The 20,725-nt window shown below is 63.3% G+C and carries 22 protein-coding genes and 1 tRNA gene; 14 read left to right on the top strand and 9 right to left on the bottom strand.

Annotated elements, in window-relative coordinates:
- The first annotated feature begins 43 nt into the window (after positions 1-43).
- Complete coding sequence (locus tag HU737_RS21660; RefSeq protein WP_186552928.1) at positions 44-676, top strand: LysE family transporter; 633 nt, start codon at positions 44-46, stop codon at positions 674-676.
- A 29-nt stretch (positions 677-705) separates the two neighbouring features.
- Here HU737_RS21660 and HU737_RS21655 read toward each other — a convergent pair whose 3' ends face one another.
- Positions 706-1,461, bottom strand: coding sequence for a slipin family protein (locus tag HU737_RS21655; RefSeq protein WP_186552927.1), 756 nt, complete (start codon positions 1,459-1,461; stop codon positions 706-708).
- Between the two features lie 2 nt (positions 1,462-1,463).
- Positions 1,464-2,825: an NfeD family protein gene (locus tag HU737_RS21650; RefSeq protein WP_186552926.1), complete on the bottom strand. Its 1,362-nt coding sequence runs from the start codon at positions 2,823-2,825 to the stop codon at positions 1,464-1,466.
- A gap of 177 nt (positions 2,826-3,002) precedes the next feature.
- Between HU737_RS21650 and HU737_RS21645 the strand changes: the two genes are divergently transcribed.
- The 3 genes from HU737_RS21645 (at position 3,003) to HU737_RS21635 (ending at position 4,475) form a co-directional block, all read left to right on the top strand.
- Entirely contained in the window at positions 3,003-3,461 is a 459-nt protein-coding gene (locus HU737_RS21645) for an aminoacyl-tRNA deacylase (protein WP_186552925.1), read from the top strand.
- Positions 3,462-3,522: 61 nt separating this feature from the next.
- Complete coding sequence (locus HU737_RS21640; RefSeq protein WP_186552924.1) at positions 3,523-3,765, top strand: DUF2789 domain-containing protein; 243 nt, start codon at positions 3,523-3,525, stop codon at positions 3,763-3,765.
- A gap of 71 nt (positions 3,766-3,836) precedes the next feature.
- Positions 3,837-4,475, top strand: coding sequence for an NADH:ubiquinone oxidoreductase subunit N (locus HU737_RS21635; protein ID WP_186552923.1), 639 nt, complete (start codon positions 3,837-3,839; stop codon positions 4,473-4,475).
- Here HU737_RS21635 and HU737_RS21630 read toward each other — a convergent pair whose 3' ends face one another.
- The 5 genes from HU737_RS21630 to HU737_RS21610 form a co-directional block, all read right to left on the bottom strand.
- Positions 4,476-4,913 carry a CBS domain-containing protein gene (locus HU737_RS21630; protein WP_186552922.1) on the bottom strand — a complete coding sequence of 146 codons (438 nt, stop codon included), beginning with the start codon at positions 4,911-4,913 and terminating at the stop codon, positions 4,476-4,478.
- Positions 4,914-5,244: 331 nt separating this feature from the next.
- Positions 5,245-5,709, bottom strand: a complete 465-nt coding sequence (locus HU737_RS21625; protein ID WP_186553225.1) for a DUF805 domain-containing protein — start codon at positions 5,707-5,709, stop codon at positions 5,245-5,247.
- Positions 5,710-5,731: 22 nt separating this feature from the next.
- Positions 5,732-6,088 carry a DUF4190 domain-containing protein gene (locus tag HU737_RS21620; protein WP_186552921.1) on the bottom strand — a complete coding sequence of 119 codons (357 nt, stop codon included), beginning with the start codon at positions 6,086-6,088 and terminating at the stop codon, positions 5,732-5,734.
- Positions 6,089-6,353: 265 nt separating this feature from the next.
- Positions 6,354-8,084 carry a dipeptidase gene (locus tag HU737_RS21615; protein WP_186552920.1) on the bottom strand — a complete coding sequence of 577 codons (1,731 nt, stop codon included), beginning with the start codon at positions 8,082-8,084 and terminating at the stop codon, positions 6,354-6,356.
- Between the two features lie 164 nt (positions 8,085-8,248).
- Positions 8,249-8,325 (bottom strand) — tRNA-Arg (locus HU737_RS21610).
- 214 nt (positions 8,326-8,539) lie between these two features.
- Between HU737_RS21610 and HU737_RS21605 the strand changes: the two genes are divergently transcribed.
- The 8 genes from HU737_RS21605 (at position 8,540) to HU737_RS21570 (ending at position 15,819) form a co-directional block, all read left to right on the top strand.
- The gene (locus HU737_RS21605) at positions 8,540-9,289 is read left to right on the top strand and encodes a GntR family transcriptional regulator (protein WP_186552919.1); all 750 of its coding nucleotides are present in this window, start codon (positions 8,540-8,542) and stop codon (positions 9,287-9,289) included.
- Entirely contained in the window at positions 9,286-11,010 is a 1,725-nt protein-coding gene (locus HU737_RS21600; RefSeq protein WP_186552918.1) for a fumarate reductase/succinate dehydrogenase flavoprotein subunit, read from the top strand. Before HU737_RS21605 ends, HU737_RS21600 begins: the two co-directional genes overlap by 4 nt.
- Before the next feature lie 111 nt (positions 11,011-11,121).
- On the top strand, positions 11,122-11,367 hold the full coding sequence (locus tag HU737_RS21595; RefSeq protein WP_186552917.1) for a 4Fe-4S dicluster domain-containing protein: 246 nt from the start codon (positions 11,122-11,124) through the stop codon (positions 11,365-11,367).
- 118 nt (positions 11,368-11,485) lie between these two features.
- Positions 11,486-12,892 carry an ABC transporter substrate-binding protein gene (locus tag HU737_RS21590; RefSeq protein WP_186552916.1) on the top strand — a complete coding sequence of 469 codons (1,407 nt, stop codon included), beginning with the start codon at positions 11,486-11,488 and terminating at the stop codon, positions 12,890-12,892.
- A 50-nt stretch (positions 12,893-12,942) separates the two neighbouring features.
- Complete coding sequence (locus tag HU737_RS21585; protein WP_186552915.1) at positions 12,943-13,725, top strand: ABC transporter permease; 783 nt, start codon at positions 12,943-12,945, stop codon at positions 13,723-13,725.
- Complete coding sequence (locus tag HU737_RS21580) at positions 13,725-14,582, top strand: ABC transporter ATP-binding protein (protein ID WP_186553224.1); 858 nt, start codon at positions 13,725-13,727, stop codon at positions 14,580-14,582. The genes HU737_RS21585 and HU737_RS21580 overlap by 1 nt, the downstream gene beginning before the upstream one ends.
- On the top strand, positions 14,579-15,544 hold the full coding sequence (locus tag HU737_RS21575; RefSeq protein WP_186552914.1) for a HEAT repeat domain-containing protein: 966 nt from the start codon (positions 14,579-14,581) through the stop codon (positions 15,542-15,544). Before HU737_RS21580 ends, HU737_RS21575 begins: the two co-directional genes overlap by 4 nt.
- Positions 15,544-15,819 (top strand): DUF971 domain-containing protein, encoded by a 276-nt coding sequence (locus tag HU737_RS21570; RefSeq protein ID WP_186552913.1) that lies wholly within the window; start codon positions 15,544-15,546, stop codon positions 15,817-15,819. The genes HU737_RS21575 and HU737_RS21570 overlap by 1 nt, the downstream gene beginning before the upstream one ends.
- An 89-nt stretch (positions 15,820-15,908) precedes the next feature.
- Here the strand turns inward: HU737_RS21570 and HU737_RS21565 are convergent, their stop codons facing one another.
- Positions 15,909-16,772: an ABC transporter ATP-binding protein gene (locus HU737_RS21565; protein WP_186552912.1), complete on the bottom strand. Its 864-nt coding sequence runs from the start codon at positions 16,770-16,772 to the stop codon at positions 15,909-15,911.
- On the bottom strand, positions 16,769-18,343 hold the full coding sequence (locus tag HU737_RS21560) for an ABC transporter permease (protein WP_186552911.1): 1,575 nt from the start codon (positions 18,341-18,343) through the stop codon (positions 16,769-16,771). Before HU737_RS21560 ends, HU737_RS21565 begins: the two co-directional genes overlap by 4 nt.
- Positions 18,344-18,640: 297 nt before the next feature.
- Between HU737_RS21560 and HU737_RS21555 the strand changes: the two genes are divergently transcribed.
- The gene (locus HU737_RS21555; RefSeq protein WP_186552910.1) at positions 18,641-19,693 is read left to right on the top strand and encodes an ABC transporter substrate-binding protein; all 1,053 of its coding nucleotides are present in this window, start codon (positions 18,641-18,643) and stop codon (positions 19,691-19,693) included.
- Between the two features lie 42 nt (positions 19,694-19,735).
- Entirely contained in the window at positions 19,736-20,641 is a 906-nt protein-coding gene (locus HU737_RS21550) for a TauD/TfdA dioxygenase family protein (protein ID WP_186552909.1), read from the top strand.
- The last annotated feature ends 84 nt before the right edge of the window (positions 20,642-20,725 follow it).

Below are 20,725 nucleotides of genomic sequence, written 5' to 3'. Positions count from 1 at the left end.
CGTAGCTTAACGTTTTGCAACATGTGCACGAGCGAGGTGTGTGATGTCGATGGAAACGTGGTTGGCCTTTTTTGCCGCGTGCTGGGTGATCAGTCTGTCGCCAGGTGCCGGGGCGATCGCCTCGATGTCCAGCGGTCTACAGTACGGTTTCTGGCGCGGTTACTGGAACGCGCTAGGCCTACAGATCGGCCTGATCGTGCAAATCGCCATCATCGCTGCCGGTGTCGGCGCGATCCTCGCCGCCTCCGCCACTGCCTTCCAAGTCATCAAATGGTTCGGCGTCGGTTACCTGGTGTACCTGGCCTACAAACAGTGGCGCGCGCTGCCGATGGACATGAGCGAAGAGTCCGGCGTGCGGCCGATTGGCAAGCCGTTGAGCCTGGTCTTTCGTGGCTTTCTGGTGAACGTCAGTAACCCCAAGGCATTGGTATTCATGCTGGCGGTGCTGCCGCAGTTCATCAACCCGCACGAGGCGCTGTTGCCGCAGTACCTGGCGATCACCGTGACCATGATCAGCGTCGATCTGCTGGTGATGGCGGGTTATACCGGGCTGGCTTCGCGGGTGCTGCGTTTGCTGCGTACGCCCAAGCAGCAGAAGCGTCTGAACCGCACCTTCGCCGGGTTGTTCCTGGGCGCTGCGACCTTCCTCGCGACCCTGCGTCGGGCGCCGCTCTGATGCAGTTTGGGGCCGCAATGCGGCCCCAGTCATGAGCGATCCCGATCCACCATTCCCTTGAGCAAATCGAGCGGCATCGGAAAGACGATGGTCGAGCTCTTGTCCCCGGCAATCGAACCCAGCGTCTGCATGTAGCGCAACTGCATCGCCCCTGGCTCCTTGCTGAGCATCTGCGCGGCCTGCATCAGCTTTTCCGACGCTTGCAGTTCACCCTCGGCATGGATCACCTTGGCCCGCCGTTCGCGCTCGGCTTCGGCCTGGCGGGCGATCGCGCGGATCATCGACTCATTGAGGTCGACATGCTTGATCTCGACGTTGGCCACCTTGATTCCCCAGGCATCGGTCTGCGCATCCAGCACTTGGCGAATGTCCTGGTTGAGCTGCTCGCGCTCGGCCAGCAGCTCGTCCAGCTCGTGTTTACCGAGCACTGCTCGCAAGGTGGTCTGGGCCAGCTGGCTGGTGGCGTTGAGAAAGTCCTCGACCTGGATGATCGCCTTCTGCGGATCGAGCACACGAAAGTACAGCACCGCGTTGACCTTGACCGAGACGTTGTCGCGGGTGATGACATCTTGTGGCGGCACGTCGAGCACCACGGTGCGTAGGTCTACCCGAACCATCTGCTGGATCACCGGGATCAGCAGGATCAGCCCCGGCCCCTTGACCTGCCAGAAGCGCCCAAGCTGGAACACCACCCCGCGCTCATACTCGCGCAGGATGCGAAACGCCGAGATCAGCAGCACGCCGACCAGCATCAGCAGCGCGCCGAAGCCCAATTGCACGAACATCGTCATTCTCCTTGCGCCGTGGGCGCAGTGGCGCTGACCTCAAGCCGCACGCCGTGGCGGGCGATCACCCGTACCGACTGGCCGGGCTGCAGTGGCGTCGCGCATTGCACTTGCCATTGTTCGCCCTGGGCCTGTACCGAGCCGCAGAACGGGTTGTCCGCCGTGACCTGGGTCACTGTCACCAGGCTGCCGACCAAGCCGGCATCGCCGCTGACCAGCGCCCGTCGTCGTGCCCGCATGGCCATCCCCAGCACGCCACCGAGCAACAGCGCCGAGGCTACCGCCAAGGTGACGATCAACGGCAGCGGAATGCCGTAGCCAGGGGCGTCGGTGTCCATCAGGATTACCGCGCCGACCACGAACGCGACGATGCCGCCAAAGCCCACAACGCCAAAGCTGGGCAAGAACGCCTCGGCGATCATGAACGCCAGCCCGAGCATGATCAGCGCCACCCCGGCATAGCTCACCGGTAGCAGCTGCAGGGCGTACAGCGCCAGCAGCAGGCTGATGCCGCCGATCACGCCCCCCACACCAGTGCCGGGGCTCATGAATTCGAACAGCAGGCCGTAGATGCCGATCATGATCAGGATCAGCGCCACGCTAGGGTTGGTGATCACTGCCAGCAGACGGGTGCGCCAGTCCGGCAGGTGCTCGACCAGCGGCGCGTCATTGGTTTGCAGCTGGCGCGGCTCGCCGGCGGCTTGCAGGGTCTTGCCGTCCAGTTGCCGCAGCAGGTCGGGCACATCGTTGGCCATCTGGTCGATGACCTTCAGGCGCAGCGCCTCATTGGCCGACAGGCTGACCGCCTCGCGTACCGCCTTTTCCGCCCAGTCGGCGTTGCGTCCACGTAACTGGGCCAGGCCGCGGATGTAGGCAGCAGCGTCGTTGACCTGCTTGCGGGCGAGGGTGTCCTGATCGTCTGGCGTATCGGTTTGGTCGTCCTTGGTCTCGCCTGGCTGTTTGCCGGGCATACCGATGTGCACAGGGGTGGCGGCGCCCAGGTTGGTCCCCGGCGCCATCGCTGCCACGTGGCTGGCATAGAGGATGTAGGTGCCGGCACTGGCAGCGCGAGCGCCACCTGGGGCGACGAACGTGGCGACGGGTACGGGGCTGGCGAGGATGGCCTTGATGATCTGACGCATGGAACTGTCCAGGCCGCCTGGTGTGTCCATGCGGATCACCACAAGCTGGGCGCCTTGTTGCTGCGCCTGGTCCAGGCCGCGTACCAGGTAATCGGCGCTGGCCGGGCCGATCGCGTCATCGATATCCAGCATCCAGATGCTGCCGCCAGCCGCAGCGTGGCCACCCGTGGCTACGCCGAGCAGCACTAACAACAGCAAACAGCGCCAGCAGCGAGCGATCACCTGTCGTCACCTCGAGTGTCTCTATCAGTGAAGTTTAGTCGTGCCCTTCGAGGCAGGGCCTAAACTTGGAGAGGGGGCGAGGCCAGCGCTGTTCATGCGCAGGCGCTCGGGCGGCTTTGCTGCCCAATCGCGGCACAACGCCGCTCCTACAGGTGGGGGCGAAACCGGAGGTGCATCATGCGTATGGCCAAGACCCTGCAGCAGCGCCTGGACCAGGCAAACTGCGACTATGACATTGTTCCCCATCCACATTCCGCGACCAGCCTGGAGTCGGCGCGCACCGCAGGCGTACCGGCCGAGCGAGTCGCCAAGTCGGTGCTGCTCGACGACCGCCACGGCAACTACATCATGGCGGTGCTGCCGGCCAACCGGCACCTGGACATGAGCAAGGTGCGCATGACCGGCGCCTGGCAACTGACCCGCGAAAGCGGCCTGCCGACCCTGTTCGGTGATTGCGAACGCGGTGCTGTTCCGGCGTTGGGCGATGCCTATGACATAAAAATGCTGCTCGACCCGACCTTGACCCGCCAAGGCGATGTCTACCTTGAGGCAGGTGATCACGATCACCTGATCCACATGAGTATGGAGCAGTATCTCAAGCTGGTCCCGCAGGCCGAAGTGCGCGAGCTCTGCTGATGAATCTCAACCCAGTGCCGGGCGGGCGTCGTGGACGACCTTCCCGGCCAAGGAGGAACCCATGGAAGCACCGAACCATCCGTTTTCCGATCTGTTCAAGCAACTAGGGCTGGCGGACGATGCCAAGAGCATCGATCAGTTCATCACCGCGCATTCGCCGCTGAAGAACGACATCAAGCTGGTCGATGCGCCGTTCTGGACCGACTCCCAGCGCGCGTTCCTCAAGGAAAGCATCATCGAAGATGCCGATTGGGCGGTGCCGTTCGATCAACTCAACGAGGCCTTGCGTCGCCCGCGAAAATAAAGCGCCGAGCGGCACCTGATGGGTGATTTGGTCGTTGCTATGCTCAGGTAAAACAATAAGGGGATAGCGCGATGAAAGATCCCTACGCACCAGGCTTCTGGTGCACCGTGACGATCCTGGGCACCCTGACCGCCGGCTACTTCTACGGTATCCGGCACACCCACCAGATGAACCAGGCGGTGCAGTTCATGTACGCCGCTGCGGCGGTGACTGCGGCGGTGGCGCTCTGCGGTCTGGCGTGGATCGCCTGGCAGCAACTGCACTTGAACAAGCGCGAAGTGAGCCAAGGGCGAACGTTGGTGACCATCTGGAACACCAAGGTCGCGCTACGCCGGGTCGAGACGGTCTTCGACCGCTATTTCTGGGGCAGCTACTGGCATTCGGGGCGCACCTTCGAAGAAGTCATGGGCGAGCTCAAGGGCACGCCGCTGGAACAGAGCCTGGACGCCCTCAAGTGCCAATGCCGTGAACTCGACCGCGAGACCCACGACCCGCACCATCACTGGCTGGCCTTTGCCCGCGACCTTTCCAGCGTGGCCACGGCGATGGCCCGCGAGCGCTACCAGTTGGATTTGTGCGATACCCCGGATAACAGCCGGGGCGGCACTGCGCTGCTCAACCGCGATCTGGAAGTGCTGGTGTACACCTGGTCGGCGCGCCTGCGCAGCTTCGACCATCAACTGGACGAGCTGGAGAGCGCCTATCACTGATCATTCGCCGCGAATGTACTGCTCCAGTTGGCGGATCAGGCTGGCCTGCTCGGCGATGGTTTCCTTGACCAGGTCGCCGATCGACAGCAGGCCGAGCAGCTTGCCGTCCTTGACCACGGGTAGATGGCGCAGGTGACGGTCGGTCATCAGGTTCATGCAATGATCCAGGCTCTTGCTCGGATCGACCGTGAGCACATCTCGGGTCATGATTTCGCTGACTGGGGTAGCGGCGGATGAGCGGCCTTTGAGTACCAGCTTGCGCGCATAGTCACGCTCACTGACGATCCCCACCACCTGGTCGTTTTCTACCACCGGTAAGGCGCCGATGTTTTTCTCCGCCAACAGCTTCAGGGCTTCGAGCACCGAGAGATCAGGCCCAATGGTGTAGACGGTCTGATGTTGGGACTTGGTTTTGAGGAGTTCTTCGACGTTCTTCATACAGGCCTCGGTGGGTGGGGAATGCTGGTCTTCAGGTAACTAAAGCATCGGCGACGACGCTCTGCACGGCAACGCGGAAAACGGCATGGACCTGATTGAAAAACGTCATGAGCCTGGCTTGTGTCCGTAACTTGTTGGGGCCGCCGCTTTGCGGCCCTTCGCGGGCAAGCCCGCTCCCACAGGAACAGCGCCGCTATAACGGTCGGCGCCGGACCTGTGGGAGCGGGCTTGCCCGCGAAGGGCTGCAGAGCAGCCCCAAAGCTGACTAGGCCTTATGTGAACAGCATTAGCCCGCAGGCCGCCCTCCCATGATCCATGTACACCTGCCGCCTCAGACGATGCCTTTCGGGCTCGGACCAAAGCGGTTGCTGCCCTGGGTGCCGTCCTGGATCAGGAACACCAGGTTGACGATCGGCACCAGCAGCCACCAGCCGCTGCGGTCACTGTCGTGCAGGCGACGCACGGCAACGGCGATGCTCGGCAGCAGCACGGCCAGGTTATAGAGACCGCCCAGCGCCGGCGCTGTACCGATCAGGCCGTCGACAAAACCGACCACGAAGGCCACCAGCATGTTGAGCAGGATGAACATCCAGTATTCCTTGCGGCGCGCACGGCCCTTGAATACGGCGTACTTCTTCATCACTTCGATGTAGGCATTACCACTGGCCACGCTCGTGGTCGCGGTCGCGCCATTGCCGATCGTGCCCGTGTAGGTTGTGGTCTGGGTGGCGCCGCAACCTGGGCAGCTCAGTGCCGACTGGTGAATTTGTTTGGCGCAACCACGGCAGAACACCATGCTCATTTGTTTTCCCTCACGATTAATTAACTGATAGTCCGATAAAGCAGAGCAATGAGAACGTCGTCATGACGAGGCCGGCGACGGCCATGCCGTTGCCGGGTTTTTTCTGGCAGATACTGACAATGCCGCTGACCAGGCCGATCGAGGCGAACAGGCCCAGACCGAGCAGGGTATCGGCGTCCCATTCGGCGTCATCGAACAGGGAGAGCAAGCAGAGGATGCCGAGGATCAGCGCGGTGACGGCCATCCACGACGACTCGCCGCCGATGCTCTGGGCAGGCGGTGTGACAGCGAATTGGGGGGCGCCACATTGGGGGCAGGCGGGTGCCGTTTCGTGCAGCTGCTTGGCGCAGCCGCGGCAAAATACCATTGCCATTGCAAATCCTTTTGTGGCGTCTTTCGAACGCGTCCTGTGTCGAAACCCGATGCCAAGGACTTCAATGTCCGCTGGGCACCGGTTGAAAAATTTTCTAACTGTCAGGCGGCCAGGCCTTGCGAAGAGCCGGGCTGAGCGCGCAAGCGGCGCAGAGATTACCAAATATTTCGATTATGGCGAAATGCTGGCGCCAAGATTTCTCTGGCTATAGCGCAGGCCTTGGAAAAAGGCGCCGTAGCGCCTTGTTCAACCATTGAGCTAAACCTCAAAGTTTTGGCATCTGCCCAATCCGCGCGACCATCTCGCTGACGATCTGCAAGTCCAGCATGAATTGCTCCACAGTCTTGAACTCGTTGTCGTTGTGCCCGGTGTATTTCACGTTGGGCATGGCCAAACCAAACTGCACGCCATTTGGCAGGTCATGCACCGAAGTGGCGCCGGCAGAAGTGCCGAACTCATGAGGCATGCCGAGGTTCTCGCTGGCTACTGCGAGCAGGGCCTTGACCCATTCGCCTTCAGGATTGCGGTACATCGGCTGGTCGAGGTTGGTGTCGAAGGACACTGCCACAGCGCTGGCCTTGACCCAAGCACCGAGCTTGTCGGTCAGTTCGGCCTTGAGCGTGTCGACCGACTTGCCTTTAGGGACGCGCAGGTTGACCGCCAATTTCAGGGCTTTGTCATCCAGGCCAACGAAGGTCGGCGAGGCCGTCAGCGGGCCCATGAATGAATCTTCAAAGCCAATGCCCAGCTTCTTGCCGGTGTAGTCCAGCCCCCAATTGTCGGCGGCGTAGCGGGCTGCGTCGGTGATGTGGTTGTGCTTGAGCGGCACTTGCTCACCCAGCCCGTTGATGAACACCAGCATGCGCGCGACCGGATTGACCCCGGACTCAGGCTCGGAAGAGTGCGCCGAGACGCCTTTGCTGGTCAGCAGCACTTGCTTGCCTTCGACTTTCGCCTCGATGCTGAAGTTAGCGCCGTTATCCTTCACGAACTGCGCACCGGCTTTGTTCAGGCGAGCGGCGAGATCGGCAGGGTTGTCGCCAATCAGGGTCACCACCGAAGTGGTGGGGATCTGGTTGTTGGCCAGGCCACCCGTCAGGCTGGTGAGCTCGGCACCTTGGCCGCTGGCTGCGCGGCGGGGGAAGGTGGCCATTACCGCGCCGGAGCCTTTCTCGGCGATGACCACCGGGTAGCCGCCGTCCAGTGCCAGGTTGTAGTCCGGCACCGGGTTGCGTTCGAAGTAATAGGGGATGGCCTCACCGGTGGTTTCCTCGGTGGTATCGACCAGCAGCTTCAATTGGCGAGCCAGCGGCAGCTTCTCGTCCTTGGCGACTTTCATGGCGTACAGCGCAACGATGATGCCGTTCTTGTCATCCTCAGTGCCGCGGCCGTACATGCGATCACCCACCAGGGTGACTTTGAACGGGTCAAGGTGAGTGCCGTCGTCGAGCTTCCAGTTGTCTGGATTGACCGGCACCACGTCGGCGTGGGCATGAATGCCGACCACTTCCTTGCCTTCTCCGAGCGTGATCTCGTAGACCCGGTTGTCGATGTTGCGGAACGTCAGGCCGAAGCTCTCGGCCAAGGCTTTGATCTTGTCGGCGATCTTGTGAAATTGCGGATTGTCATGCTGGGCTACGCCTTCGACCTGAAAAGTCGGGATCGCGACCAGCTCGCGCAGGTTGTCAGTGGCGGCCTTGCCGTACTTGATGCGGGTATACAGGCCGAGCAGGCGGTTGATCTCGTTGTGCTGTTCGGCGGCCAGCGGCTTGCCGGCCAGGTAGGCCTTGAGGGTGTCACCCAGGTTGTCGGCCTTGGCCAGGTCGCTGCTGGCCAGCTTGCCGATAAATTGCTTGAAGTCGGCCGGGTCGCTGCCGTCGTAGGCTTTGAGGATGGCGGCCGATTGCTGCTGGGAAAGATTGGCTTGGGCCTGCGTGGTGAACAGGCCGATGCTGGCCAGCAACAGGGTCAGGGCAGAGATTTTTTTCAGGTGCATGGGTAAGCGCATTCCTTTGCTGATGCATGAAAGGAGGTACCCGCTCGGATGAACGGGAAGCTGCTCACGCTAACATCAAAGGACAGCGGCACGGGAGTACCAGAAACGCGACGCGGCGCACAAACAAAAAAGCCCCGGGACAAGTCCCAGGGCTTTTCAAGATATGGCGCACTCGGCGGGATTCGAACCCACGACCCCTGCCTTCGGAGGGCAGTACTCTATCCAGCTGAGCTACGAGTGCAACGCGGCGCAATGATACCCATCTTGGGGAATGACGTCCATCGCCTTGATCTGTGGTGTTTTTCCCTGTGCATCTTTAGGCCGCTCGCACCGGGGGCGCTCCTTGCCTGTCAGCAATATCCATATTCGATATCAGTATTTCCCTAGCCATTCTTATGCTCGCTATTCTCTGGTCACAACTTGTTATAACAAGTCACCGATCAGCGAAGAGAACCATGGCCCAATTGCTCCCCCTGTCCCCGGTACCGCTCTACACCCAGCTCAAGGAACTGCTGCGCGAGCGCATTCTCGACGGCAGCTACCCACCGCACAGCCGCATGCCCTCGGAAAACGAGCTGGGCAAGGCCTTCGATGTCAGCCGCATCACTGTGCGCCAGGCGCTGGGCGATCTGCAAAAGGAAGGGCTGATCTTCAAGATCCACGGCAAGGGCACCTTCGTCGCCAAGCCCAAGGCGTTCCAGAACGTCAGTACCTTGCAGGGTTTGGCCGAGTCGATGACGCAGATGGGCTACGAAGTGATCAACCGCCTGCGCAGTTTCCGTCACGTGCCAGCCAGTGCGCTGGTGGCAGCGCGGTTGCAGGTTGAGGAGGGAGAGCTAGTCACCGAGATCCGCCGCGTGCGCCTGATCAACCGCGAGCCGGTGTCGCTGGAGCTGACCTGGCTGCCCAAGGCGGTCGGTGAAAAGCTGGAAAAAGCCGACCTGGTCACCCGCGACATCTTCCTGGTGCTGGAGAACGACTGCGGCATCCCGCTTGGCCACGCCGATCTGGCCATTGACGCGGTGCTGGCAGATAGCGACCTGACCCAGGCACTGGAGGTCGAGGAGGGCGCGCCGATCATGCGTATCGAGCGTCTGACCCACGCCGCCGACGGCACGCCGCTGGACTTCGAACACCTCTACTACCGCGGCGATGCCTTCCAGTATCGCCTGCGCATCGACCGCCAGAAGGGGGGCAAGGCATGAGTATCGAGACCCAGGACTACGACATTATCGTCATCGGCGGCGGCACCGCCGGCCCGATGGCGGCGATCAAGGCCAAGGAGCACGACAAAAGTCTGCGCGTCCTGCTGCTGGACAAGGCCAACGTCAAGCGCAGCGGCGCCATCAGCATGGGCATGGATGGCCTGAACAACGCCATTATTCCCGGCCACGCCACGCCCGAGCAGTACACCAAGGAGATCACCGTCGCCAACGATGGCATCGTCAACCAGACCGCAGTGCACGCCTATGCCACTCACAGTTTCGCCACCATCGAGCAGCTCGACCGCTGGGGCGTGAAGTTCGAGAAGGACGAGACTGGCGACTATGCGGTGAAGAAGGTGCACCACATGGGCGCCTACGTGCTGCCGATGCCCGAGGGCCACGACATCAAGAAGGTGTTGTACCGCCAGCTCAAGCGTGCGCGGATCGAGATCAGCAATCGCATGGTCTGCACGCGGGTACTGCTCGATGGCCAGGGCGCCGCTGCCGGAGTCCTTGGATTCGACTGCCGTAGCGGTGAGTTCAAGGTCGTCCGCGCCAAGGCCGTCATTCTTGCCTGCGGCGCCGCCGGCCGCCTGGGCCTGCCTTCGTCGGGTTACTTGATGGGCACTTACGAGAACCCGACCAATGCCGGTGACGGCTACGCCATGGCCTATCACGCAGGAGCTGAACTGGCCAACCTTGAGTGCTTCCAGATCAACCCGCTGATCAAGGACTACAACGGCCCGGCCTGCGCCTACGTCACTGGCCCCTTGGGTGGCTACACCGCCAACAGCAAGGGCGAACGCTTCATCGAGTGCGACTACTGGAGCGGGCAGATGATGTGGGAGTTTCATCAGGAGCTGGAGGGCGGTAATGGCCCGGTGTTCCTCAAGCTCGATCACCTGGCCGAGGAAACCATCCAGAACATCGAAGAGATCCTGCACAGCAACGAGCGCCCCAGTCGCGGCCAGTTCCACGCCAATCGTGGTACCGACTACCGCCAGCACATGGTCGAGATGCACATTTCCGAGATCGGCTTCTGCTCCGGGCATTCGGCCTCGGGCGTGTGGGTCGACGAGAAGGCCCAGACCAGCGTCAAGGGCCTGTACGCGGCGGGCGACATGGCTGCGGTGCCGCACAACTATATGCTCGGCGCCTTCACCTATGGCTGGTTCGCCGGGGTCAATGCCGCGCAGTACGTGGCCGGACGGGAATTTGCCGAGGTCGATGTCGAGCAGGTCGAGCGCGAGCGGGCGCGGGTGTTCGCGCCGCTGCAGCGTGAGCACGGTCTGCCGCCAGCGCAGGTCGAGTACAAGCTGCGGCGCATGGTCAACGACTACCTGCAGCCGCCCAAAGTAACGAAAAAGATGGAGATCGGCCTGGCGCGCTTCGCCGAGATCGAACGCGACCTTGCGCAGATGAAGGCCAGCAACCCCCATGAGCTGATGCGGGCGATGGAGGTCACGGTGATTCGCGACTGCGCCGAAATGGCCGCACGCGCCTCGCTGTTCCGCGAGGAAAGCCGCTGGGGGCTGTACCACCATCGGGTCGACTTCCCCGAGCGCAACGATGGCGAGTGGTTCTGCCATTGCCACCTCAAGAAGGGCGAGGACGGTGAGATGACCAGTTTCAAGAAAGCGGTCGAGCCGTACCTGATTGCCCTGGATGCCGACGAACAGACCGCGTACGACCGGCTGCGTGTAAAGGCCGATGCCGCCTGATCGCGGGGCAAGCCCGCTCCCACGCCTGGGATCTAGCGTGGGAGCGGGCTTGCCCCGCGATTGCGATGCCACTGACAGAACGAGGGCCAAAGGCCCCAAGGACCCCGTGAAATGGCCTATCAACCCCAGGAAATTTTCTTTCGCAGCAGCGCCCCGGTGACCATCGACGAAGACAAGTGCATCGCCGAAAAAGGCTGCACCGTCTGCGTCGAGGTGTGCCCCATGGACCTGCTGGCCATCAACCCGGCCACGCAGAAAGTCTACATGGCCTTCGACGAATGCTGGTACTGCATGCCCTGCGAAAAGGACTGCCCGACCGGCGCCGTGAAGGTCGATATCCCGTACCTGCTGCGCTGAAACACCTGCCATCCGGCGAACCACCGGACGCCCACCTGCTGTGCCCCTCGTTTCCCACCACCCAGTCAGGGCGGCGGAGACGACTCAAATACCTAAAACGATTCGAGGGGAAACACCCATGCGCCTTGTAGCAACCGTGGCCGGCCTCGCGCTGGCAATCGCTGGCCTGAATGCCCACGCCGAAACCATCCGCGTCGCCATCGGCACCCAGGACACCACCATCAACTGCGCCACCGGCGGCCTGCTGATCCGCGAGCTGGGCCTGTTGGACAAATACCTGCCACACGATGGCAAGTACAAGGACGCCCAGTACCAGATCGAGTGGAAGAACTTCACCAGCGGCGCGCCACTGACCAACGAGATGGTCGCCGGCAAACTGGACTTCGGCGCCATGGCCGACTTCCCCGGCTCGTTCAACGGCGTCGCCCACCTCGATGCTGGCAAGCGCAGCCTGTTTATCAGTGTGCTGTCCGGTAGCGTACACGGCAGTGGCAACGGCATCGTGGTGCCGGCAGCCTCAGGCGTGCAGTCGCTGGCTGAGCTCAAGGGCAAGACCATCTCGGTGCCATTCGCCTCGACCGCCCACGGCATGCTGTTGCGCGCCGTCGCCGCCCAAGGCTGGGACCCACAGAAAGATGTGCGGATCATCGCCCAGGCGCCAGAGATTGCCGGTTCGGCCTTGCGCAGCAACCGCATCGAAGCGCATGCCGACTTCGTGCCGTTCGCCGAGCTGTTCCCCAATCGCGGCTTCGCCCGCAAGATCTTCGATGGCTCGCAGGCCAATGCGCCGACCTTCCATGGCGCGCTGGTCGATGCCGACTACGCGAAGAAATACCCCGAGGTGGTCACCGCCTACCTGCGCGCCAGCCTTGAGGCCGATCGCCTGATCGCCGCCGAGCCAGAGAAGTACAGCGAGCTGATCGAGAAGGTCACCGGCATCGAAGCCGAGGTCAATTACCTGTTCCACGGCCCGCTCGGCCTGCAGACCCGCGACCTGACCTGGAAGCCTGAATACCGCCAGGCGGTGGCTACGTCGATCGACACCCTCAAGCTATTGAAGAAAACCGACCGTGGCCTGGACACCGCGCAGTTCATCGATGACCAGTACATTCGCGCCGCCTTCAAGCAGGCCGGGCTGGACTACGAGCAGGCGCTCAAGCACTACCAGCCACTGCCGCTCAAGGCCAATGACGCCCTGACCGGCAAGCCGATCACCGACTTCAGCCGCCTGGCGCAGATCTGGGTGCGCGGCGAAGACAAAGTGCGCCACTACGCCTCGCCTGAGGCAGCGCTCAGCGCCTTGGCGCAGCTGGAGCAGGAGGGCAAGGACATCCGCGCGATCTACGCCCAGGCCGCTGACAGCGGTATCAAGCTGTTGGCCAACCAGGCCTGGTTCGTGCGTAACGGCAAGGGCGAACTGGCAGCCTTCCTGCTCAAGGATCAGGCCGAGCAGTTCGCCAAGGCCCACGGTGGCGAGGCGCTGGACTTTGTCAGCGCCAACCAGAAGCTGGTCGCCCAGCGCTGATCGGCCGGCCCCGACCCGGCAGCGGGCGGGGCCAACCTGGGAGAATTTTCATGACAAGCACCTTCACGCGCTGGCCTGTGCGACTGGCCTCGCTGCTGACCTGCCTGCTGTTCTGGCACCTGGCCGCGAGCAGCAAGCTAAACCTGGGCCTGTTCACCTTCACCTATGTGCCGACCCCCAAGGCGGTGCTCGATGCGGCCTGGCAACTACTGACCTCCAGTTCGTTGCTCGCGCACCTGACCAGCAGTCTGTCGCGGGTGTTTTCCGGCTACCTGGTCGCGGCTGTGCTGGGCGTGTCCCTGGGGCTGGTGATCGGCCGCTCGAAGTGGGCCGAAGACACCCTGCTGCCCCCCCTGGAGGTGCTGCGGCCGATCCCGGCGGTGGCGTGGATTCCACTGGCGATCCTGATGTTTCCATCGTCTGAGCTGTCGATGGTGTTCATCACCTTTACCGGCGCGCTGTTCCCGATCCTGCTCAACACCGTGCATGGCGTCGAGGCGGTCGACCCGCGGCTGGTCGCCTCGGCGCGCAGCCTGGGTGCCGGGCGCTACGCGATTCTGCGCGAGGTGATCTTGCCGGGTGCGCTGCCGAGTATCGTCACTGGCCTGGCCATCGGCATGGGCACCTCGTGGTTCTGCCTGGTCACTGCCGAGATGATCGCCGGGCAGTTTGGCATCGGCTACTACACCTGGGAGTCCTACACCTTGCAGAACTACCCGGACATCATCGTCGGCATGCTGTTGATCGGCGTGCTGGGCATGGGCAGCAGTGCCCTGGTCAAACGCCTCGGCGCGCTGGCCACGCCCTGGTATCGGCTGCGGAGGGGCGCATGATGAGCAGTTATCAACAGGCACCCGAGCCTGGCCGTATCGAAGCGCGCGGCGTGTCGATACGTCTGGGGCAGGGCAGTCAAGCGTTCGAGGCGGTACAGGCGCTGGACTTCACCATCGCGCCGGGCGAGTTCGTCTGCATCCTGGGGCCATCGGGTTGTGGCAAGTCCACCCTGTTGGGGGCTTTGGCCGGTCATCTGTTGCCCAGCTCGGGCGTGCTCGAGGTCGATGGTGCGCCAGTCGCGGGGCCATCGCCGGAGCGCGGCATGGTCTTCCAGCATCACACCCTGCTGCCGTGGCGCAGCGTGCTCGACAATGTGGCCTTCGGCCTCAAGATGCAGGGCCAGGGCAAGCCTGAGCGGCATCGACGCGCCAGCGAAATGCTCCAGCTGGTGGGCCTGGCCGACTTCGCTGAACGCTGGCCAAGCCAGCTCTCTGGCGGTATGCAGCAGCGCGCCGAAATTGCCCGGGTGCTGATCAATCGCCCGCGCCTGCTGCTGATGGACGAACCCTTCGGCGCCCTCGACGCGCAAACCCGCTCACGCATGCAAGAGTTGCTGCTGGATATCTGGACGCGCATCCGCACCACCGTGGTGTTCGTCACCCATGACATCGACGAGGCGCTGTTCCTGGCTGACCGGGTGTTGGTGATGAGCCCACGCCCAGGTCGTTTCATCGAAGACCTGCGCCTGAGTTTTCCTCGCCCACGCCGCGCCAGCTTGCTGACCAGCGCGCAGTTCACCCATCTCAAGCGTCACTGCCTGGCCTTGCTGCGCCACGAGGAAGGCCGCGAACTGCCGCGCCTGACGCCACTTGGCCTACCCGACACTGACCCTCCACCGCTACGGATCGCGCTATGACTGAACGAACTACAGACCACCCCGATATTGCCGAACTGCTCCCGCGTTTGAACGCCGACGACGCGGCCGTGCGGCGCATCGCCCTGATCGACTTGGCCGATCTGGAAGAGCCCGAGGGCTTGCCGTGGCTGACTGATGCGCTGCTGGTCGACTCCTCGACCGAGGTACGTACCGAGGCGGCGCGTTTGCTCGAAGCCTGGGAACAGCCAGATGTGGTGCAAGCACTGTGTGCTGCGCTGGCCGACAGCGCCGAGCCGGTGCGCCTGGCCGCCGCGCAAAGCCTCAGTGAGTTGAAGAGCCTGGAAGCGGGCTTGCTGATCTTGCCTTGGGTGAACCAGGCCGATGCCTTTGTGCGCGCCAGTGCGTTGCGTGCCCTGCGCGAACTGCGCCTGGAAGACGCCGCAGGCCCGGCGCTGCTGGCGCTGCAAGATGCGGACGCCGCGGTGCGTCGCGAGGCCGTGGGAATTCTTGGCTGGCTCAAGCATGAGCCGGCCTTGCCAGCGTTGGCCGGGCTCGCCGCGCAGGAGCCGGACACCGAGGTGCGCCGCGCAGCCATTGGGGCGTTGGGCCTGGCCCGGGATAGCAGCGTGTTGCCCGCGCTGACTGCGGCATTGCGCGACGAGGCCTGGCAGGTGCGTGAAGAAGCCGCCACCACCTTGGGCAAGGTCGGCCATGCCCAGGCCGGCCCGGCATTGGTCGAGGCCTTGGCCGATGATTATTGGCAGGTACGCCTGCGCGCGGCACGCTCGCTGGGGCGCCTGCGTTTCCGCCAGGCCCTGCAAGGGCTGGCCGAGCTGCTCGGCCACGGCATCGCCAACTTGCGCAAGGAGGCCGCATTGGCCTTGGGTGAATTGGGCGATAGCGCCGCGCTGCCGGCGTTGCGCAATGCCGAGGCTGACAGTGATCCGGAAGTGCGCAAAGCGGTGCGCATTGCCCTGGCGCAATTGCAGGGGGCGGCGTGATGAACGCGCCGAGCGGGTTACGTAATGTGCGCGGGCAGGGCGAGTTGGCGGTGCAATGGGCAGATGCGCTGCAAGTGATCAGCCATGTGCGGCTCAGGGGAGCGTGCCCCTGCTCGCAATGCCGGGCAAGCAAATTGCGCGGGGGCATTTTGGCGGTGCGCGATGATGTTCGGGTTGAGCGGATCGAGGTGCAGGGGTATGGCGTGCAGTTGGTGTTCAGCGATGGCCATGAGCGCGGGATCTACCCCTGGCAGTATCTTCGGGAGCTGGGTTGAAGCCGCTGGCCTCATCGCGGGGCAAGCCCGCTCCCACGCAGTACGGCCATGCGTGGGAGCGGGCTTGCCCCGCGATAAGGCCAGTGAACTCAAAGTGCGATCAGTTCTGGGCGCAGACCTTCCACCCGCTGCGCTGGCGGCTTCAGATAGCCGCCATCTCCGGTAATCTGGTGCAGGACCTTCTCGCGTAACCCATGCAACGCGACTCCGGTGCGCTGGCGCGGGTGGGCGATGTCGACTTCCACTACCGCCTTGATCCGCCCAGGTCGTGGCTCTAGCACCACCACCCGATCCGCCAGATAAGTCGCCTCTTCGGCATCGTGCGTCACCAGCAGGGTGGTAATCCCTGAGCGCTCGCGGATCGCCAGCAGCTCATCCTGCAACTGCTGGCGGGTCAATGCATCCAGCGCGCCGAACGGTTCGTCCAGCAGCAGGATGCGTGGGCTGGCGACCAAGCCGCGGGCGATCGCCACCCGCTGCGCCATGCCACCCGACAACTGATGCGGATAGGCCGATTCAAACCCGACCAAACCCACCAACTGCACGTATTCATGCACGCGCCGCGCGCGCTCGCCCTGGGTGAGCTTCTCGTTGACCAAGCCCAGGCCAATGTTCTGCTCGACATTCAACCAAGGGAATAGCCGATGCTCTTGGAACACGATGCCGCGTTCGCCACCAATGCCGTGTACCGGCTGGCCATCGACGCGGATGCTGCCGCTGTAGTCGGTATCCAGCCCCACCAGCAAGCGCAGCAGGGTCGACTTGCCGCACCCCGAGGCGCCGACGATGGCGATGAACTCGCCTTGGTTGATCGATAGGTCGAAATTACGGATGGCCTCCAATGCCTGGCCGTCGACGGTGAAGGTCTTGCTGACCTGCTCGAAGCTCACCAGCGGGGGCGTGGCGTCAGCCTGGTTGGCGGCGTGCAAAGCGGCATTGATAAAGGCGTTCATGCGGTTCTCCAGCGCGTGGCGCGCGATTCGAGGCGTTGTCCAAGGTTGCCCAGCAGGGCGCCGACCAGGCCGATCAGGACCATCGCGGCCATCACCTGGTCCATGCGGAAAAGCTGTTGCGCGCCGAGCATCAGGCTAGCGATGCCGCCGTCCGAGGGCATGAAGTATTCCGCACCAATGGTGCCCAGCCAGGCATAGATCAGCGACAGGCGCAGGCCGGCGAAAATCGCTGGGGCGGCGCCGGGCAGGACCAGCAAGCGCAGGCGGTGCGGCAGGTCCAGGCGCAGCGCGCGGGCGGCTTCGCCCAGCTGCGGCGACAGGCTGGCGATGCCACGTTGGGTGGCGATGAACAGCGGGAAGAATGCCGCCAGGCCGACGAACACCAACTTGGCCCCTTCGCCCAGGCCAAACCAGGCGGTCAGCAGCGGCACCCAGGCAAAGATCGCCACTTGGCGCAGCGCCGAAAGGCTCGGCCCGAGTAGACGTTCGGACCTGTTCGACAGCCCCAGCAGCACCCCCAGCAAAAAGCCTGCGCCGCCGCCAATCAGCAGGCCGGCCAGGGTGCGTTGCAGGCTCAGGCGCAGGGCTTCAAGCAGCGAGCCGTCTGCCACGCCAGCTTTCAGACTGTGCAGCACGCCTAGGGGCGAGGTGAGGATGTTGTCGTCGACCCAGCCGAAACTGCTGCTCGCCTGCCACAGTGCCAATAGCGCCAGCGGTAGCAGCAAGCCTTGCCAGGCTCGCGGCACGATGCTGCGGCGTTGCTCGCCGGTGGCCGGTTGCGGCCAGTACAGCAGGCGTCGCTCAAGGCTGCTGAAGCCGCGATCCATGCACGCCCCGACCAGACCGATCAACAGGATGCAGAGCAATACCAGATCGAGCATGAACAGCTGTCGGCCCCAGACCATCAGGTAGCCGATGCCCTCGCTTGAGGCCAATAGCTCGACCGCCAGCAGTGAGGTCCAGCCCGTCGCCAGGGCCAGGCGCACGCCCGCCAGGAACAAGGGCAGGGCGGCTGGCAGCAGCAGACGCCGGAACACCAAGTGACGCGGCAGACGCAGGGTTGCGGCCGCTTCGCGTAGCTTCGGTTGGGCGTCGCGCACGCCGACCAGGGTATGCAGGGTTACTGGCACCACGATGGCCTTGATCAGCACCACCAGCTTGAGCAGCTCGCCGATGCCGAAAAACAGCATGAACAACGGAATCCAGGCCAGCGTGGGGATCTGCGCCAACGCCACGAATGTTGGCAGCACCAGCGTTTGCGCTCGTCGCGAGGCGCCCAGCCAGGTGCCCAGCAACAGCCCGCCAGTAATCCCCGCGAGCAGCCCCCAGGCCAGGCGTTGCACACTTATCCACAGGTGGCTCCAGAGCTCACCGGTACCGAAGTCCAGTGCGCTCTGCCAGACCAGCGTCGGCGCCGGCAGAATCTGTTCGCTCATCCAGTGCAAGTGGCTGGCGCTCACCCACAATGCGGCCAGCGCCAAAGGCAGCAGCCAGGGCAGTAGGCGCTCGGCGCCAATTCGCCATCTCGGCAGGGCCGGCAAGGCAGGCCCCGAGGTCAGCAGTTCGCTCATCGGGCATCTCTCGAAGCGTTGTTAGATTATTCATTTATGGAATAAAAAATCTCCATTAATGTACTTCAAGAGATAAGAACATGCGTTTCATGCATGGGGAAGCCTATCGGCGTTGCGTTTTCCTCATATTTTCCATGCGTTTCACGCAAGCCGGGCTGCGGCCCGCGCAGCGCCTCATTTATATCTTTCAGTTACTAAAAAATGAAGATTTGATCTTTGTTGGTACTAAGCAGACCCGCCTAGCTTCTGGCCAAAGCGCCGGCCCTCGCCGGTGGCAGCCTGCCAAGGAGCCTTGCCATGAAAAGCCCACTGCGTCACTTGCTCAGTCGTTTCGCCCCCACCCTGCTGGCTGGCGTGCTCAGCGCCTTTGCGCTGAACGCGCAGGCCGCCGAGGTCGACACCATCCGCATTGCCGTGCCCGACTTGAGCGCTGGCAGCAAGCCCAGCGCGGGCGGGGTGGTGGACGTGCTGCGCAGCCAGCAACTGCTGGAGAAAGAGTTTGCCAAGGACGGCATCCAGATCGATTGGCGCTTCTTCAAGGGCGCAGGCCCGGTGATCAACGAAGCCCTGGCCAACGGCCAGGCGGACTTCGCCTACCTGGGCGATCTGGCGGCGATCATCGGCAAGGCCAATGGCCTGGATACCCGCGTGCTGTCGGCCGGGGTGCGCGGGGTGAAAAGCTACCTGGGCGTGGTGCCAGGCTCCGGGATCAAGACCCTGCAAGACCTCAAGGGCAAGCGGGTGGCGGTATTTCGCGGCACGGCCAACCAACTGTCATTTGCCAGTGCCTTGGCCAGCCAAGGGCTGTCGGAGCGCGATCTGAAGGTCATCAACCTGGACTTCAACGCCGCCAATGCCGCCATTGCTGCCAAGCAGATCGACGCCACTTGGGGGCTGTCCAACCTGCTCTCGCTGCGCGATCGCGGCTTGGTCGAACTGCCGGTCAACTCGCGCGACCTCAAGGGCGCTGGCAGCACCCAGGCGGTGCTGCTTGGCACCGGCGAATTCATTCGCCAGCACCCTGAGCTGACCGCCCGCCTGGTCAAGGCTCAGCAGCAGGCCACCGAGTGGCTGCGCGATGAGAACAACCGCCAGGCCTACGTCGATCTGGTGGCGAGCACCGCCAACTATCCCAAGGTGATCCTCGAAGGCGACCTGGCCCAGGAGAACCTCGCGCACTACTTCGATCCGCGGCTGGACGCCGAATTCGTCGGCCTGCTGCAACAGGGCGTCGACCTGGCGGCCAAGGAACGCCTGATCCGTCGCAGCTTCCAGGTTTCTGATTGGATCGAGCCGCGCTTCCTCGATGCTGCGCTGCAAGCACAACAGGCCACCCAGGCCGCTCGCTGATAACCGCAAAGCCCCCTTCATTTGACCGTGAGGACCACCGCAATGAGCAATGCCGCACTGGCCACCGCGCCGCACACCGTTGAGCTCGACATCCAGCCGATTGCCGGCCGCATCGGCGCCGAGATACGCGGGGTCAAGCTTGCCGCCGACCTCGATGCAGCGACCGTCGAGGCCATTCAGGCCGCACTGGTCGAGCACAAGGTGATCTTCTTCCGTGAGCAGACCCATCTGGATGACCAGAGCCAGGAAGGCTTCGCCAAGCTGCTCGGCGAGCCGGTCGCCCATCCCACGGTGCCCGTGGTCGATGGCACCAGTTACTTGTTGCAGCTCGATGGTGCCGAAGGGCAGCGGGCCAACTCCTGGCACACCGATGTGACCTTTGTCGATGCCTACCCCAAGGCCTCGATCCTGCGCAGCGTGGTGGCGCCGACCTCAGGCGGCGATACGGTTTGGGCCAACACGGCAGCGGCATATCGCGAGTTGCCGGAGGCGCTGCGCGAGCTGGCGGACAAATTGTGGGCGGTGCACAGCAACGAGTATGACTACGCCAGCCTCAAGCCCGACGTTGATCCCGCCAAGCTTGAGCGTTATCGCAAGGTGTTCACCTCGACCGTCTACGAGACCGAGCATCCGGTGGTGCGGGTGCACCCGATCAGTGGCGAGCGGGCGTTGCAGCTGGGGCATTTCGTCAAGCGTATCAAGGGCTATTCGCTGGCTGATTCGCAGCATTTGTTTGCCGTGTTGCAGGGCCATGTGACGCGCCTGGAGAACACCGTGCGCTGGCGCTGGCAGGCGGGCGATGTGGCGATCTGGGATAACCGCGCCACCCAGCATTATGCGGTGGATGACTATGGGACCCAGCCGCGGATCGTGCGCCGGGTGACCTTGGCAGGGGAGGTGCCGGTGGGGGTTGATGGGCAGTTGAGCCGGACTACGCGCAAGGGCTGATGCAACGTAGGAGAGGGCTTACCCCGCGATAGCGATGGTGAATTCACCACTGCTATCGCGGGGCAAGCCCGCTCCTACGAAGCT

This window comes from Pseudomonas urmiensis, assembly GCF_014268815.2.
Classification (GTDB): domain Bacteria; phylum Pseudomonadota; class Gammaproteobacteria; order Pseudomonadales; family Pseudomonadaceae; genus Aquipseudomonas; species Aquipseudomonas urmiensis.
This window is presented reverse-complemented; position numbering and strand designations above follow the sequence as displayed.

What these genes read in the sequence shown, in the direction of transcription:
- HU737_RS21660 (WP_186552928.1), top strand. Translation starts at nt 44, where the DNA reads ATGTCGATGGAAACGTGGTTGGCCTTTTTTGCCGCGTGCTGGGTGATC.
- HU737_RS21655 (WP_186552927.1), bottom strand. Translation starts at nt 1,461, where the DNA reads ATGTTCGTGCAATTGGGCTTCGGCGCGCTGCTGATGCTGGTCGGCGTG.
- HU737_RS21645 (WP_186552925.1), top strand. Translation starts at nt 3,003, where the DNA reads ATGCGTATGGCCAAGACCCTGCAGCAGCGCCTGGACCAGGCAAACTGC.
- HU737_RS21640 (WP_186552924.1), top strand. Translation starts at nt 3,523, where the DNA reads ATGGAAGCACCGAACCATCCGTTTTCCGATCTGTTCAAGCAACTAGGG.
- HU737_RS21635 (WP_186552923.1), top strand. Translation starts at nt 3,837, where the DNA reads ATGAAAGATCCCTACGCACCAGGCTTCTGGTGCACCGTGACGATCCTG.
- HU737_RS21630 (WP_186552922.1), bottom strand. Translation starts at nt 4,913, where the DNA reads ATGAAGAACGTCGAAGAACTCCTCAAAACCAAGTCCCAACATCAGACC.
- HU737_RS21625 (WP_186553225.1), bottom strand. Translation starts at nt 5,709, where the DNA reads ATGGTGTTCTGCCGTGGTTGCGCCAAACAAATTCACCAGTCGGCACTG.
- HU737_RS21620 (WP_186552921.1), bottom strand. Translation starts at nt 6,088, where the DNA reads ATGGCAATGGTATTTTGCCGCGGCTGCGCCAAGCAGCTGCACGAAACG.
- HU737_RS21615 (WP_186552920.1), bottom strand. Translation starts at nt 8,084, where the DNA reads ATGCACCTGAAAAAAATCTCTGCCCTGACCCTGTTGCTGGCCAGCATC.
- HU737_RS21605 (WP_186552919.1), top strand. Translation starts at nt 8,540, where the DNA reads ATGGCCCAATTGCTCCCCCTGTCCCCGGTACCGCTCTACACCCAGCTC.
- HU737_RS21600 (WP_186552918.1), top strand. Translation starts at nt 9,286, where the DNA reads ATGAGTATCGAGACCCAGGACTACGACATTATCGTCATCGGCGGCGGC.
- HU737_RS21595 (WP_186552917.1), top strand. Translation starts at nt 11,122, where the DNA reads ATGGCCTATCAACCCCAGGAAATTTTCTTTCGCAGCAGCGCCCCGGTG.
- HU737_RS21590 (WP_186552916.1), top strand. Translation starts at nt 11,486, where the DNA reads ATGCGCCTTGTAGCAACCGTGGCCGGCCTCGCGCTGGCAATCGCTGGC.
- HU737_RS21585 (WP_186552915.1), top strand. Translation starts at nt 12,943, where the DNA reads ATGACAAGCACCTTCACGCGCTGGCCTGTGCGACTGGCCTCGCTGCTG.
- HU737_RS21580 (WP_186553224.1), top strand. Translation starts at nt 13,725, where the DNA reads ATGAGCAGTTATCAACAGGCACCCGAGCCTGGCCGTATCGAAGCGCGC.
- HU737_RS21575 (WP_186552914.1), top strand. Translation starts at nt 14,579, where the DNA reads ATGACTGAACGAACTACAGACCACCCCGATATTGCCGAACTGCTCCCG.
- HU737_RS21570 (WP_186552913.1), top strand. Translation starts at nt 15,544, where the DNA reads ATGAACGCGCCGAGCGGGTTACGTAATGTGCGCGGGCAGGGCGAGTTG.
- HU737_RS21565 (WP_186552912.1), bottom strand. Translation starts at nt 16,772, where the DNA reads ATGAACGCCTTTATCAATGCCGCTTTGCACGCCGCCAACCAGGCTGAC.
- HU737_RS21560 (WP_186552911.1), bottom strand. Translation starts at nt 18,343, where the DNA reads ATGAGCGAACTGCTGACCTCGGGGCCTGCCTTGCCGGCCCTGCCGAGA.
- HU737_RS21555 (WP_186552910.1), top strand. Translation starts at nt 18,641, where the DNA reads ATGAAAAGCCCACTGCGTCACTTGCTCAGTCGTTTCGCCCCCACCCTG.
- HU737_RS21550 (WP_186552909.1), top strand. Translation starts at nt 19,736, where the DNA reads ATGAGCAATGCCGCACTGGCCACCGCGCCGCACACCGTTGAGCTCGAC.